At 64.0% G+C, this 13875-nt stretch carries 13 protein-coding genes; 1 reads left to right on the forward strand and 12 read right to left on the reverse strand.

The genetic code is table 11. The features are described 5' to 3' along the window. Nucleotides 1-920: hypothetical protein (locus HMPREF2993_RS02930; RefSeq protein ID WP_168166758.1), on the reverse strand; the 920-nt coding region annotated here is incomplete at its 3' end. 99 nt (nucleotides 921-1019) lie between these two features. Further along, complete coding sequence (gene lysS, locus HMPREF2993_RS02935) at nucleotides 1020-2594, reverse strand: lysine--tRNA ligase (RefSeq protein ID WP_046647207.1); 1575 nt, start codon at nucleotides 2592-2594, stop codon at nucleotides 1020-1022. Between the two features lie 170 nt (nucleotides 2595-2764). Here lysS and HMPREF2993_RS02940 point away from each other — a divergent pair, with 170 nt between their 5' ends. Next, entirely contained in the window at nucleotides 2765-4861 is a 2097-nt protein-coding gene (locus HMPREF2993_RS02940; RefSeq protein ID WP_070511113.1) for a PhoX family protein, read from the forward strand. A 27-nt stretch (nucleotides 4862-4888) separates the two neighbouring features. Here HMPREF2993_RS02940 and HMPREF2993_RS02945 read toward each other — a convergent pair whose 3' ends face one another. From HMPREF2993_RS02945 to ftsH, 10 genes are read right to left on the reverse strand one after another with little or no spacing between them, the layout of a single operon-like run. Further along, a complete protein-coding gene (locus tag HMPREF2993_RS02945; RefSeq protein WP_049154717.1) occupies nucleotides 4889-5836 on the reverse strand; it encodes a 2-dehydropantoate 2-reductase in 948 nt (315 codons plus the stop codon). A 39-nt stretch (nucleotides 5837-5875) separates the two neighbouring features. Beyond that, nucleotides 5876-6607, reverse strand: a complete 732-nt coding sequence (locus tag HMPREF2993_RS02950) for a pantoate--beta-alanine ligase (protein ID WP_070516221.1) — start codon at nucleotides 6605-6607, stop codon at nucleotides 5876-5878. A 23-nt stretch (nucleotides 6608-6630) separates the two neighbouring features. Next, nucleotides 6631-7308 carry a Rossmann-fold NAD(P)-binding domain-containing protein gene (locus tag HMPREF2993_RS02955; RefSeq protein WP_052750503.1) on the reverse strand — a complete coding sequence of 226 codons (678 nt, stop codon included), beginning with the start codon at nucleotides 7306-7308 and terminating at the stop codon, nucleotides 6631-6633. After that, nucleotides 7309-8556 carry a DUF6779 domain-containing protein gene (locus tag HMPREF2993_RS02960; RefSeq protein ID WP_070700937.1) on the reverse strand — a complete coding sequence of 416 codons (1248 nt, stop codon included), beginning with the start codon at nucleotides 8554-8556 and terminating at the stop codon, nucleotides 7309-7311. A gap of 5 nt (nucleotides 8557-8561) precedes the next feature. Then, nucleotides 8562-9035 carry a DUF3180 domain-containing protein gene (locus HMPREF2993_RS02965; RefSeq protein WP_046647203.1) on the reverse strand — a complete coding sequence of 158 codons (474 nt, stop codon included), beginning with the start codon at nucleotides 9033-9035 and terminating at the stop codon, nucleotides 8562-8564. After that, entirely contained in the window at nucleotides 9035-9508 is a 474-nt protein-coding gene (gene folK / locus HMPREF2993_RS02970; RefSeq protein ID WP_070516215.1) for a 2-amino-4-hydroxy-6-hydroxymethyldihydropteridine diphosphokinase, read from the reverse strand. The genes HMPREF2993_RS02965 and folK overlap by 1 nt, the downstream gene beginning before the upstream one ends. Next, on the reverse strand, nucleotides 9508-9879 hold the full coding sequence (gene folB, locus HMPREF2993_RS02975; RefSeq protein ID WP_049154714.1) for a dihydroneopterin aldolase: 372 nt from the start codon (nucleotides 9877-9879) through the stop codon (nucleotides 9508-9510). Before folB ends, folK begins: the two co-directional genes overlap by 1 nt. A 3-nt stretch (nucleotides 9880-9882) precedes the next feature. Next, nucleotides 9883-10812, reverse strand: coding sequence for a dihydropteroate synthase (gene folP, locus HMPREF2993_RS02980; RefSeq protein WP_070700939.1), 930 nt, complete (start codon nucleotides 10810-10812; stop codon nucleotides 9883-9885). 5 nt (nucleotides 10813-10817) lie between these two features. Further along, on the reverse strand, nucleotides 10818-11408 hold the full coding sequence (folE, locus tag HMPREF2993_RS02985) for a GTP cyclohydrolase I FolE (RefSeq protein ID WP_070700941.1): 591 nt from the start codon (nucleotides 11406-11408) through the stop codon (nucleotides 10818-10820). Continuing rightward, complete coding sequence (gene ftsH / locus HMPREF2993_RS02990) at nucleotides 11398-13851, reverse strand: ATP-dependent zinc metalloprotease FtsH (protein WP_070700943.1); 2454 nt, start codon at nucleotides 13849-13851, stop codon at nucleotides 11398-11400. Before ftsH ends, folE begins: the two co-directional genes overlap by 11 nt. Nucleotides 13852-13875 lie beyond the last annotated feature (24 nt).

Here is a 13875-nt window from a genome sequence, read left to right on the forward strand (position 1 = left end):
CCGTCTTCAATGCTGCAGCCAAGCCACCGATAGTCGGGCTCGTCTGGCCAGCCGGGATCGGCGTTATAGGAGCAACTGAAATCATCTTCCATGAGGTACCCACGGTTGCCGCCCTCCATGGGCGCGAAGTCATAGTTCTTGTAATACTCAAGAACTTCCATTGCCCGCGCGCAATTCGTCCCGTTTTCTTTGGCATAGACATACTCGCCATTGCCGAGGTCCCCACAGATGGTTCCGGTCATAGCTTTCCCTTCCCCATCTGGCTGCGGTGGGAAGGTATCGGAGTAGTACTCACCATCGTCTTTCACTGTGAAGTGGTGGCCATCGATCTTGACCGTGAACTCATCCTCATTCACGGATTCAAACGTCACACCGTTCATCGTGACGGTGTTCCCTGCTTCTAGCATGGTGGGCGCCGCGGCGTCTCCGCCCATTTTCACATTGGGATAAAAGCCCGCGTTCGCATCGAAGTTGACGGAGTTAGAAAGCCAGAACGGCTGCCCGGTCGCCGGGTACAGGGGCGGATCAGCGAGCATTACGCTGCACCCGATCAAACCTTGATCTTCAGTAACTGTGCAGGCCACACGGTCATTCGGGCTGCTCACTCCATACACCGTGGAGGTCGCGTGTCCCAAGTTGGTGGCGATGAAGTCTTCCTTATCTAATTCTTTAAGGCCCGAGTCACCTTCCTTGTCCTTCGCGGACGTCGGAGCCGGGCTCGCTTCCGTAGATTCAGTGTTATCGGCGGAAGTCTCGGCGGTGGAGGTGTTGTGGAATTGCGGCTCACCGCTGGTGGAATCCTCGGCAGCAGAACACGCTGCCGCTGTACAGGCGATCAGTGCGAGGGGCAGGGCATTCAGAAGCTTTGTCACACCTGCATTTTCCCATGGATTGGTCAATCCTGCGGCTAGCCGCAGCAACTTTCCCTCATTGGGGGCTGGAGGCGCAGCAATGAGAAAACCCGAAAACCCGCGCAGCCACCACAGTGGCGGGCGCGGGCAGGTGGAGGCTAGGAGAAACTAGTGCTCCGGCTTCACGATCGGGAAGAGCACGGTCTCGCGGATGCCCAGGCCGGTCAGCGCCATGAGCAGGCGGTCCATGCCCATGCCAGCACCGGCTGTCGGCGGCATGCCCTGCTCCATGGCGGCGAGGAAGTCCTCATCCAGCACCATGGCTTCCTCATCACCGCCGGCGGCAAGGCGGGCTTGGTCCTCGAAGCGCTCGCGCTGGATTACGGGATCCACCAGCTCCGAGTAGCCCGTGGCCAGCTCGAAGCCGCGCACGTACAGGTCCCACTTCTCCGTCACGCCCGGCTGGGAGCGGTGCTGGCGGGTCAGCGGGGAGGTCTCAACCGGGAAGTTCTTCACAAAGATCGGGCCCTCGAGCTGGTCCTCGCAGAGCACCTCCCAGATCTCCTCCACCAGCTTGCCGTGGCCCCAGCCGCCGTTCTTCGGGACGTCGAGCCCGATGACGTCGGCAATCGCCTTGAGCTCCTCGACGGTGGAGTCGATGGTCACTTCCGGCTGGCCGGGGAACTTGCGCTGCAGAGCCTCGTTGAGGGAGGGGTACATTTCAATCTCCGGCCACTCTTCGCCGCCGAGGTCATACTCCGTGCCATCCGCCAGGGTGACGGTGGTGGAACCGAAGACTGCGCGGGCCACCGACTGGATGGACTCGCGAATGGTGCGAGCACAGTCGCTGTAGTCGCCCCATGCCTCGTAGGTCTCCAGCATGGCGAACTCCGGGGAGTGGGAGCGGTCAACGCCCTCGTTGCGGAAGTTGCGGTTGATTTCAAAGACGCGGTCAATGCCGCCGACGACAGCGCGCTTCAGGAAGAGCTCCGGAGCGATGCGCAGGTAGAGGTCGATGTCCAGGGCATTGGAGTGGGTTACGAACGGGCGGGCCGCCGCACCACCGTGGATGGTCTGCAGCATCGGGGTTTCGATCTCCACGAAGCCCTGATCCTCCAGGTAGTTGCGCAACGCACGCATGACCTTCACGCGGGTCATGGCATTCTTGCGGGCCTCCTCGCGCACGATGAGATCGTTGTAGCGCTGGCGCACGCGAGTTTCCTCGTTCATGTCAGCGAAGGAAACCGGAAGCGGGCGCAAGGACTTCGCCGCCATGGTCCACTCGGAAGCCATGACGGAGAGCTCGCCGCGGCGCGAAGCAATGACGCGGCCGCGTACGGAAATGAAATCACCCAGGTCAACGTCAGACTTCCACGCGGCGAGGCGCTCCTCCCCTACCTCCGCCAGCGACAGCATGGCCTGTACCTGGGTGCCATCACCATCCTGCAAGGTGGCAAAGCAGAGCTTGCCGGTATTACGCATGAAGATAAGGCGGCCGGCGATGGCTACCTCGACGTCAGTCTCCTCACCCGCGCTGAGGTAGGTGACGCCCTCTTCCGCGGCCGGCTCTTCGCCCTCTGCAACGACCTGGAACTGCTGGCGGAGATCCCGCAGGGAGATCGTGCGGTCCACGGTCACCGGATAAGGCTCGGTGCCGGACTCCAACAGTCGGGCGCGCTTCTCGCGGCGGATGCGCAGCTGCTCGGGGACGTCAGTAACTTCAGTATTCTTCTTCTCGCTCACGGTTGTCTAGGGTAGTCGATCCCCATACGCTGGCGCGATCCCGGTTCACAGAGTGTTCATCTAGCCGTTAGACAGCATCAACCGCGCGGCCATCTCAACCGTATTAACTCAGTGCGTCCGTTGCGACATCCCCGCGCAACCAACGAGTTCGATTTTTGGAGCATATTTTCATGACACTCAACGGCCGCAATCTCTTGGCTAACATGTTTACCTCTTCTCGTTCTTCTCTTACCTGCACCTACAAGTGCGGTAATGCCTGCTTCGGCGAGTGCGAGAACACCTCCGATAACCCTTACTTTGGTGACCAGTTCTCCCGCCGCACTGCTCTGCGCGCCGGTGGTCTGGCCGTCGTCGCCGTCGGTGGCTCCTCTGCGCTGGCTGCGTGTGCCGCGCCGGATGACAACGGGTCTGCGGCTGGCAGCTCCTCCAACAAGACCAGCGAGGTCAAGGGCTCTGACATCGAGCTCACCTCCGCCGAGGGCATGCACTTTGAAGCCGTGGAGGCCAACACCAAGGATGAGGTCGTCATCCCCAAGGGTTATGAGCAGTCCGTCCTGATTGCCTGGGGTGACCCGGTCATCGAGGGCGCGCCGGAATTCGACGTCAACAACCAGACTGCCGCGGATGCGGAGAAGCAGTTCGGCTTCAACAATGACTTCGCCGGCCTCATCGAGCACCCGGATGACAAGAACCGCATGATCTACATGTGCTCGCACGAGTACACCACCGAGCCGATGATGTTCCCGGACTACGACCCGGAGAACCCTACCGAGGAGCAGGTAAAGATCGGTTGGGCTGGCCACGGCCACACCATCCTCGAGGTCTCCAAGGTGAAGGGCTCCGGCGAACTCAAGCGCGAGTTCGGCCCGCTCAACCGCCGCATTACCGCTACCACCCCGTTCACCCTGGTGGGCCCCGCTAAGGGCACCGACCTGGTGAAGACCTCCGCCGACCCGAAGGGTGAGAAGGTCCTGGGCACCCTCAACAACTGCTCCGGTGGCGTGACCCCGTGGAACACCATGCTCTCTGGCGAAGAGAACTTCGACCAGTATTTCGCCGGTGGCGATGTCAAGGATGAGAAGGCCGCTGAATCCCTCAAGCGCTTCGGCATCGAGGAGGGCCCGTCCGAGCGTAAGTGGGAAAAGTACGATGACCGCTTCGACGTGACCAAGGAGCCGAACGAGCCGAACCGCTTTGGCTGGCTCGTGGAGATCAACCCGCTGGACCCGAAGTCCACCCCGATTAAGCACACCGCTGTGGGCCGCTTCAAGCACGAGGCCGGCAACATCCACATCACCAAGGATGGCACCGTGGTCTGCTACTCCGGCGATGACTCCCGCTTCGAGTACGTCTACAAGTTCGTCTCCTCCAAGAAGTACAAGGAGGGCGACCTGAAGCACAACATGACCATCCTGGACCACGGCACCCTGTACGTGGCCAAGATGGAGGGCAACTCCCCGGAGAAGGAAATCGACGGCTCCGGCGTCCTGCCGGAGGACGGTGCTTTCGACGGCACCGGTGAGTGGGTCAAGCTGCTGACCTCCGATACGGAGAACAACAAGTTCGAGTCCCACGTGGACGGCATGTCCGCCGAAGAAGTCGCCGTCTTTACCCGTGAGGCCGCCGATAAGGTGGGCGCCACCAAGATGGACCGCCCGGAGGACGTTGAGGTTCATCCGGAGACCGAGAAGGTCTACATCGCGCTGACCAACAATAAGTACCGCGGCGCCACCGGCGAGAACGCTAAGAAGAACAAGGAAGACGCCAAGGAATGGGCTCCGGTCAAGGAGAACAAGAACGGCCTGGTCATGGAGCTCGAGGATGACCACGCCGGCGAGAAGTTCACCTGGAACCTCTTCCTGGTCTGTGGTGACCCGCGTGAGGCCAGCACCTACTTCGGTGGCTTTGATAAGGAGAAGGTCTCCCCGATTTCCTGCCCGGATAACCTGGCCTTCGACAACCACGGCAACCTGTGGATCTCCACTGACGGCAACGCGCTGGACTCTAACGACGGCCTCTACGCCGTGACCACCGAGGGCGAGACCCGCGGCGAGCTCAAGTGCTTCCTCACCGTCCCGGCGGGCGCGGAGACCTGTGGCCCGATCGTCGACGATGACCGCGTCATGGTCAACGTTCAGCACCCGGGCGAGTCTGATGACGCCACCTTCGACAACGCCACCTCCCACTGGCCTGATGGCGGTAAGTCCACCCCGCGCCCGGCCGTGGTTGTGGTGTGGAAGAAGGGCGGCAAGATCGGTACCGAATAAGGCACCGACGTTGCGTAGTGCGCACTCTTAGGCGGTGCGCAGCTGCGCCTCCAGCACCTCCTGTGCAAAGTCCCACAACGGGGTTGCAACGCCAGCTTTGACGCCCATGCGTCGGATCGCTCCGACCTGGGCGTCTAATTCGTTGGGAAGCCCCTCCTTGATATCGCGCTGCATCGAGGACGTACTGTCCGGGTGCTGCTGGCGGGCGAACTCCATGGTCTGTTCCACCACGTTCTCCGGCAGCTTCACGCCGAGTGCGCGCCCGACGGCCTCGACTTCCCGCATGAATGCCTCAAGCTGGCCGGGGATTTCCTGGCAGAGGTAACCAATCGGTTTATCCACCAAGGCGCCCAGAGTTCCTGTCGGGGTAACGAACATGGCTTTCGACCAAACGTCGACAAGCGCGGCGTCATGGAACTTGCTGGAAGCCCCAGACTCCTTCAGCGCCGCCGCCAGTTCCTCGCCCGTGCGGCGCAGGGACTCCGGCGCATCGGCACTTAGCGGTCCGAAAGCCAAAGCCAAAGGCCCTGGGTTGCGCTTGATCCGTGCCGGCGCCAGGCGCGTGGCATAGACGCGAGCGACACCGGCGAGGATGTTTTCCTCCCCGAATTCCTCGGCCGCCAAGTACGGAATCTCGACCGAGTTGTGCGTGGTCACCACCGGGATTCCCTGCAGCGCCTCGCGGTCCTCCGCGCTTCCAAAGGTCTCGTTGCCCGGCAGCGCCTTCGACGCGATAATCGCCACGTCCAATCCGCCCAAGAGTTCTTTGACCTCAGCAAAGGTGTGGGCAGCCGGGACCTTTATGACCTCGGTGGTGGTGGGTTCCGCGTGGGCGTCGATCAGCGTCACGCCCGTCTCCCCCAGCACCCGCAAGGTCTCACCGCGAGCGACGAAGGCGACGTCGTGGCCCGCTGCTTTCAGTTTTCCGCCAAAGTATCCGCCGATGGCGCCGGCTCCCAGAATTCCAATCTTCATGTCTCCAACCTAGCTGGTGGAGACCTGCGCCACAGACTTTTATCCGCGCTGTTCTAAGTTTCGGAACCCAATTCCCAACGGCACGCCCGCGTTATCGATGAGCCGCACCCCACCCACGGTGGCGGCGATAAAGAGGCGGGCATCGCCCTCTGCGGGGGCCTCACCCAGGTCGCGCCCGCGCAGCTCCACGTACTCCGGTTCCACGCCCGCGGCAGCCAACACCTCACGTGCCACGCGCACGACTTCCTCGGCCCCGGATTCCGCCGCGTACGCACCGGCGGTGAGTGCCGCTGACAAGGCGCTGGCTTGCTCACGGGCCTCCGGTGCGACGTCGGCATTGCGCAGGCTCATCACCACCCCATCGGGCATACGCACCGAGGGCACGCCCTGCACACGCGCCGCAATGTGGAGGTCCGTAAAGGCCTGCTGGGTGGCCACGAGCAGCTCGTAGTCCTTCTCCCCCATGAACACATCGCTGGGACCCAGCGCGCAGGTCAGCGCCACAATGCGGGTCAGCTCCGCGCTCACGTCCTCCATGCCGTGGTCGGGTGCAAGGACCCGCGTGCGCTGACTCTGCTGGTCGTAGCGCCACACCACATCAACCCCATCGAGGGAAGAGATGTCCGTCTCCGGGTCCACTGCCACGACCACGATGCCACCGCGCACGCGTTGTGCTGCCTGCACGAGTGCCAGGTGCCCGGCGTGAATATCGCGGCCGAGTGGCACCAGCACTACGCGCTTGCCGGTCTTGCGGTAGGCGCTGCCGACCATGCGGATGCGCTCGTTGTCCTCCACTAGGAGTTGCTCTGCCACGGCGCTTCCTTTCTTACTGCCCACAGTTCCAGTTCTTCCATGTTCTTCTTCTCACCCACCATGCGGGCGACGTCGCGGTAGTTGCGCGCCATGCCCAGCTCCACGGCGGCGGGGTAAGCATCGATGATGTCGCCAGCGTCAAGGTCGAAGGAACTGCCCATAAAATCTTCGATAATCCCCGCCTTAAGCGCCGCCCACGCGCTGAGTTCACCGAGCATCTCCGCGTAGTACAACCGCGCGGCTCGCTCGGCACGTTGTGCCGCCGGCACCGTTTCTGCAGTTTGGTGAATCTCCGAGAGCAGCAACCCAATGACGGTCTCCGCCACCTCATCGAGGGTGCCCACCGCGTAGGAGTCGCCCAGGGGAGCTGCGGCAATCGTCAGGCACCCGCGCGTTTCCAGCTCATCAAGGGCTTCCACCCCAGCCAGCAATGAGGTGTGGATGACGATTTGCTTGGGGCGCACGTGCTTTTCGACGTCCCCCACTGCCCCCTCCAGCTCCCTCGCCGTCGCGGCGAGAATCAGCGCATCGAAGCGGTCCAGCTGGGCGGGGTCCTCAAGCTTCTCAATGGTGTGGCCAGCCATCTCCAGACGGAGGGCGAAGTTAATGCCGGCTCGGGAATTACCCCAGACCGCCACTCGCATGCGCGGAGCAGACATCTACTTCTTCACGTCCTTGTTCTGCTGTTCTTTCCGGCGCTTGCTACGCGCCATGAGTTCAGCCACGGAGACCGCGCCCTCGCGGTGTTCATCGCTACGACGGCGGCCACGGGTGTCGGGCTGTGCGGTATCTGCTTCCGGCTTGCGGTGGCGGTGGTGCGGCTGGGCCGGGGCAGAGTTCTCCTTGACGTGCTGCCCGCCCGCGGCACCCTGGTTCCACTGCACGGCCTGGAAGCTATCGGTCTTGAACTCCGGCGCCTTCTGCTGCGACCGAGTCTGGGGCTTCGACTGCTGCGGCTTCTGCTCGGAGCGCGCCTGTGGCTTCTCTGCCTTTGCCTGAGGCTTGTCAGCCTTGGACTGTGGCTTCTCGTCCTTCGGCTGAGGCTGCGGCTGAGGCTGCGGTGCTCCCATAGGGCGAAACGCCGGAGGACGGCCCTGCGACGGCTGCGGTGCGCCGAACGGGGATGGTGCTGGGCGGGTGCCTTGCTGATCCGCGGGTTGCTCCGCGGGTTTCGCGGCAGACTGCTCGGCTGGCTTCGCCGCCGGCTGCTGAGTGTTGGCACGGGCATTATCCGCCAGCAGGTTATCCAGCGGGTTGCTCACCGGATGGGTCGGCTGCGTGCCAAGGCGGCCCGCCACGGCGTCGGCAGACGGCGCGCCGCCGGACTTCTGGGTGAAATTCACATTCGGCGCATCGCCGCGCTCATCCACACCTGCGCCGCCGGCCTTGCGTTCCAGCTCCTGGATGCGGCGAGCCTCCGCATACAGGGCGGCAGGCTCGTAGACCCACTCGCGCCCGGAGATCTCCTCGATCTGGGTGCGGATGGCTTCCAGCTCCGAGCGGATCTCTGCCAAGACCTTGCTGTTATCCGCGCTCGAAGCACCGGAAGCCGTCAAGGTGGAGGCGGCATGGGCGCGCTCCACCGCCAGAAGCTCCTTGGCCTCGTGTGCCTGGCGGCGGTAGCGCACCACCAGGAAAAAGCCGAGCACCGCGGCCCACAGGGCAGCCAGCAGAGCAATCTTCAGTGCGTTCGCTGAACCCGAAATCAGCATGACCAGGCTGGCGATGACCGCGAGGATGACGAGGATGATAAGCCCAATAGAACCAGCATCCGTCTTCGAACCGTCCTGGGAAGACTCCGCCGTTGTCGGTGGCTGAGAGTCCGGCTGCGCAGAAAACTGGGTGGTCGGGCGATCATCCGGGGCCGACTCGTACTGGGGATCAGGGGCGTGGTGCGGGCTCGTCATGCCCACTAACTTACCGCTTGTGCCCCATCAGTTGGAGGTGGCACCTCGCAGTGTCGCTCCAACACCACTCCGGCAACACACATCGCGGCACCGCCCAGCGCCGAAGACACCACCCCGGCCAGGTCACCAGCCGCAGCGACGAGCTCACCGGCGCGCGGCACCACGTAGACCGCCATGCCAGCATAGGCCCCGCCCACGATGGCCCCGGTCCACGCCGAGGCTTTGCCGACAAGCAGGAATTGCGCGATGGTCATGGGATTGAGCTGCGAGTTATCCAGGCCGATACCGTGCTCGTCCTCCTTGGCACCGCGCACCTTGAGCGTCAACAGCACGCACACCAGCGCCATAGCCCACAGAGAAATCGATACGGTTGCCGGAATGGCCAGCATGGAGCCATAAAAGCGGGTGGTGAGGATGGCAGCCGCCGCAGCCACGAAGAGGGCGGTGCCGACAAGCGCGCCGATCGACGTCCTCGTCATTACTCCCCCAGTTCCTTCACCGCAGCGACCTCGTCCTCATCGAGGTCGGCGATGAGCTCGCGCACCGGGGTGCCGTTGAGCTCCGCGTGCTCATCCGCGGCCAACCACGGCACGAGCACGAAGGCCCGCTCGTGAGCATAAGGGTGCGGCAGAGTAAGTTCCGGATCTTCGGAGGTCACGCCGTCTATCTGTACGATGTCCACGTCCAGGGTGCGAGGACCCCAGTGCCGCACCCGCACACGCTCAGCGGCCTCCTCCAGCTTCTGGCCGCGGCGCAGCAGCTCCAGCGGGGTGCAGTCCACGTCCACGATGAGCACCGCGTTGAGGAATTCATCTTGGTCGGTCACGCCCCACGGCGGGGTGGCAAAGACTGGAGAGGCAGCGACGGTCTCCTCAGCAAACTCGTCAAAGACGGTCTGCAGCAGCGCGCGGCGATCCTCCATGTTGGAGCCGATGGACAGCACGGCGCGCATTAGCCTGCCATCCTCTTCCGGGAGCGGCGGGCCACCACTGCCACGTCCGCGAAGGTGCGCGGGATGGGCGCCTTTGGCTTATGAATGGTCACCTCGATGGCGTGGAGAATCTCAAAGCGCTGCATCGCGGTCTCAGCAACTTCTTCAGCCACCGTCTCGATAAGGTCCCGGGAGGGGCCCTCGACGATGTCTGCGGCGACGTCGGCAAGCTCGGCGTAGTTCACCGTGCGGGACAGGTCATCCCCGATTCCCGCGGTGTCCAACCAACAGGTGACGTCCACGATGAAGGGCTGCCCCGTCTTTTTCTCTTCCTCGAAGACTCCGTGGTAGCCAAAGCACTCCAGGCCGGTGAGTTCGATGCGATCCGCCATGTTTTATGCCTTTCCCAAAGAAGTGGACACCACTGTTCCGCCGTCCGCGCCGTTGGCGTAGCTGCCGGAGGCATGCGCGCCGCCGGTGTAGGCCGCGCCCGCGTTCCAGGCCGCGGCGACATCCACGGCATCGCGCGAGACTTCCACCTCGTGCACGCGCACGCCCCACGCACCCATCTGCGCGGAGATGGCAGTCACGGCGGCGGTGGCCGGATCCGCGAGCAGCGGGCTGGACTCGGCACCGCGATCCTCCCGGATGGCGGCGAGGAAACGCTTGCGGGACGCACCCACCAACAGCGGGAATTCGCCCTGGAGGAACTCCGGCAGAGCCTTGAGTAAAGCCCAGTTATCCTGCGGTGACTTGGCAAAACCCAGGCCCGGATCCACGACGATATTGTCGTGGCTAACACCGGCCTGCAGGGCGTTATCAGCGAGCTTCGCCAGGGACTCGTGGACATCGCGCACCACATCCCCGCCATGGTCGGCCACACCGGCGGCCGAGCCGAACTGGACGGTGCGCCAGTGCATGAGGCAGACCGGCAGGCCGGTTTCGGCCATGGTGCGGTACATGTCCGGGTCGGCCGCACCGCCGGAGACGTCGTTGATCATGTCCACGCCGGCCTCCGCGGCGGCTTGAGCAACCGAGGCCCGCATCGTGTCCACCGAGGTCTTAATCCCCTCCTCGCGCAGCGCCTTGATGACGGGCACGACGCGGCGTTCTTCCTCCTCGGCAGCCACGCGCACCGCACCCGGGCGGGTGGACTCACCGCCGACATCGATCATGTCCGCGCCGTAGGCGACAAGGTGGCGGGCGTGGGTAAGTGCATCGTCGATGTTGATCCAACGCCCGCCGTCGGAGAAGGAATCCTCGGTGACGTTGACGATGCCCATGACCAGCGTGCGGCCGGGAACAGTGAGATCGCTGACTGCCATTGCTGCTAGCTCCTAATCAAGCTCATGACCTCCGCGCGGGAGGCGGCATTCTTCTTGAATCCACCGCGCACCGCGGAGGTCGTCGTGGTCGCCCCCGGCTTGCGGATACCGCGCATGGCCATGCACAGGTGTTCGCACTCGATGACGACGATGACGGACTGCGCGTGGAGGACCTCCACGAGGGCATCGGCGATCTGGCTCGTGAGACGCTCCTGCACCTGTGGGCGCTTTGCGTACATGTCCGCCAAGCGAGCCAGCTTGGACAGACCGGTGACGTGGCCGTCGGAGCCAGGGATATAGCCGATGTGCGCCGTGCCGTAGAAGGGCACGAGGTGGTGCTCACAGGTGGAATAGATGGGGATATCGCGCACGAGGACGAGCTCTTGGTGCTCCTCGGCAAAGGTCTTGTGCAGGACCGCAGTCGGGTCCTGGTGGAGACCTGCGAAGACCTCGGCATAGGCGCGGGCCACGCGGGCCGGGGTCTCGCGCAGGCCCTCGCGGTCGGGGTCCTCGCCCACTGCGATGAGCAGCTCGCGGATGGCTGCTTCGGCGCGCTCGTGGTCGAACTCGCGCTGCGCCGGGATGTTATCGCTCATTGGTGTCGCCATCCTTGTACGGGTTGTTGCGGTGTTCATGTTCTCCCCAGCCGGGCGCGCCCCAGGCGTGCTCCTCCGGCTTGGCGTGGCGGCCGCGGCGTTCCGGTTCGCGTGGCTGCGGCTGGTGTTCTGGTTGGGGCTGGGATTCTGGCTGCGATGCGGCGGCATCCGGCACACGCGGAATCTCTTGGGTGTCCTCGTGGCTGGGGCCAGCCTGTTCTGGGGCCACGGTCTCTTCGCGCGCCCCATCGCTGGCGGCCTCGTCTGCGCTGAGCTCGCGGCCGGTGGGTTCGGTGATATCGGACTCGCCGAAGAAGGTATTGCCCTTCTCCGGATCCACGTAATCACCTGCGTGCTGGCCGAAGCTGAAGCCAATCTCCTCGACCGGCGCCTCCGATGTCGCGGCGGCCTCGTCACCGTTTTCCTTCGCTCGCTCGAGCTCCGCGTGGCGGCGCTCGCGGGCGGCACGGGAGGCGTCGAGAAGCGTCATGCGTTTCGGCAGCTCCTCGCCGCGCTCCTGGGCAAGCTCGACCGGGGTCTTTACCGGCTCGCGGCCGGCCTGGCGCGGGAAGCGAGCGTCCTCGTTCGGGAAGACGTCGAAAGCCTCGCGCGGCTCGATGCCCTCGAAGATGCCCTCGAGGTCCGGGCGGCGCAGGGTTTCCTTCTCCAATAGCATCTCAGCGAGCTTATCCAGGTAGTCGCGGTGCTCGGACAGGATGTCATAGGCCTGCTGGTGCGCGCGGTCCAGCAGGTAGGCCATCTGCTCATCAATCTTGGCGGCCACGGCATCCGAGTAGTCGATGGAGCCGCCGCTGGCGGCATAGGCGAAGGGATCGCCCTGCTCCTTGCCGTACTTGACGGTGCCCAAATCCGGGCTGAAGCCGTACTCAGTGATCATGGAGCGCGCGATCTTGGTGGCGTGCTCGATATCGGAGGACGCACCGGTGGTGGGTGCGCCGAACACGAGCTCCTCCGCGGCACGCCCGCCCATAGCGAAGACGAGGCGAGCAAACAGCTCATCGCGGGTGTACATGCCCTTGTCGTCTTCCTGCGCGGTCATGGCGTGGCCGCCGGTGCGGCCGCGGGCCAGGATGGTCACCTTGTAGACGCGCTCGATATCCTTCAGCGCCCACGCGGACAGAGTGTGGCCGCCCTCGTGGTAAGCGGTGACCTTCTTCTCGTGCTCGGAGATGATCTTGCCCTGGCGGCGCGGGCCGCCTACGACGCGGTCGGTGGCCTCCTCCAGCGCGTCATAGGTAATGACGTTGCCGCCGATACGGGCGGTGAGCAGGGCAGCCTCGTTGAGCACGTTGGCCAGGTCCGCGCCGGACATGCCGGCGGTGCGCTTGGCCAGCTGCGCCACGTCGACCTCCTTGGCCAGCGGCTTGTCCTTGGCATGCACGCGCAGAATCTGCTCGCGGCCGGCCAGGTCCGGGTTGGTGACCGGGATTTGGCGGTCGAAGCGGCCCGGGCGCAGCAGCGCCGGGTCCAGGATGTCGGGACGGTTGGTGGCCGCGATGAGGATAACACCCTCGCGGTCACCGAAGCCGTCCATCTCCACGAGCAGCTGGTTGAGGGTCTGCTCGCGCTCATCGTGTCCACCGCCGGTACCGGAGCCGCGCTGGCGGCCCACGGCATCAATCTCATCAACGAAGATGATGCACGGGCTATTTTCCTTCGCCTGCTTGAACAGGTCGCGCACGCGGGAGGCACCGACGCCGACGAACATCTCCACGAAGTCGGAGCCAGAAATGGAGTAGAAGGGCACACCGGCCTCGCCCGCCACGGCACGGGCCAGCAAGGTCTTACCGGTGCCCGGCGGGCCGTAGAGAAGTACGCCGCGCGGGATCTTCGCGCCGAGGGCGTGGTAGCGCTCCGGATCATCGAGGAAGTCCTTGATTTCCTGCAGCTCATCCACGGCCTCGTCCGCACCGGCCACATCCGCGAAGGTGTTGGTCGGCATATCCTTGGTCAGCTCCTTGGCCTTGGAGCCGCCAATGCCAAACATGCCGCCAGCGCCCTGCTGCATGCGCGACATCATCCAGAACAACAGCGCGAAGAGCAGCAGCATCGGCAACAGGAAGCTAATCATCGAGCCGATGAAGGAATCCTGCGTGACCTTCGTTTGGTACTTCTCAGCACCGGAGTCCTTGACCGCGTTAAAGACCTGCTCGGAGGCGCGTGCCGGGTACTTGGCAATGACCTCCTCGATGCCCTCCTGCTCTTCCACCGTCACCGGCTTCTTGAGCTTGAGGCGCAGTTGCTGCTCGCGGTCGTCGATCTGCGCTTCCTCGACGTTCTTGGAGGTCAGCTGCTCCATGGCCACCGAAGTGTCCACCTGCTTGAAGCTGCGGGCATCGTTGGTAAAGAACGTGAATGCGTACAGCAGGATGAGAACCAGGCCCGCGATGGAGCCGTAGCGGATGATGTTCTTGTTTTTCATTAACTACCTTGCACAATTGCGGCT

The sequence above is a fragment of the Corynebacterium sp. HMSC068G04 genome, assembly GCF_001814885.1.
Lineage (GTDB): Bacteria > Actinomycetota > Actinomycetes > Mycobacteriales > Mycobacteriaceae > Corynebacterium > Corynebacterium hiratae.

Excerpts from the sequence above, each read along its gene's own strand:
- HMPREF2993_RS02940 (WP_070511113.1), top strand. The coding sequence starts at position 2,765 with ATGACACTCAACGGCCGCAATCTCTTGGCTAACATGTTTACCTCTTCT.
- HMPREF2993_RS02945 (WP_049154717.1), bottom strand. The coding sequence starts at position 5,836 with ATGAAGATTGGAATTCTGGGAGCCGGCGCCATCGGCGGATACTTTGGC.
- HMPREF2993_RS02950 (WP_070516221.1), bottom strand. The coding sequence starts at position 6,607 with ATGGTCGGCAGCGCCTACCGCAAGACCGGCAAGCGCGTAGTGCTGGTG.
- HMPREF2993_RS02955 (WP_052750503.1), bottom strand. The coding sequence starts at position 7,308 with ATGTCTGCTCCGCGCATGCGAGTGGCGGTCTGGGGTAATTCCCGAGCC.
- HMPREF2993_RS02960 (WP_070700937.1), bottom strand. The coding sequence starts at position 8,556 with ATGACGAGCCCGCACCACGCCCCTGATCCCCAGTACGAGTCGGCCCCG.
- HMPREF2993_RS02965 (WP_046647203.1), bottom strand. The coding sequence starts at position 9,035 with ATGACGAGGACGTCGATCGGCGCGCTTGTCGGCACCGCCCTCTTCGTG.
- folK (WP_070516215.1), bottom strand. The coding sequence starts at position 9,508 with ATGCGCGCCGTGCTGTCCATCGGCTCCAACATGGAGGATCGCCGCGCG.
- folB (WP_049154714.1), bottom strand. The coding sequence starts at position 9,879 with ATGGCGGATCGCATCGAACTCACCGGCCTGGAGTGCTTTGGCTACCAC.
- folP (WP_070700939.1), bottom strand. The coding sequence starts at position 10,812 with ATGGCAGTCAGCGATCTCACTGTTCCCGGCCGCACGCTGGTCATGGGC.
- folE (WP_070700941.1), bottom strand. The coding sequence starts at position 11,408 with ATGAGCGATAACATCCCGGCGCAGCGCGAGTTCGACCACGAGCGCGCC.
- ftsH (WP_070700943.1), bottom strand. The coding sequence starts at position 13,851 with ATGAAAAACAAGAACATCATCCGCTACGGCTCCATCGCGGGCCTGGTT.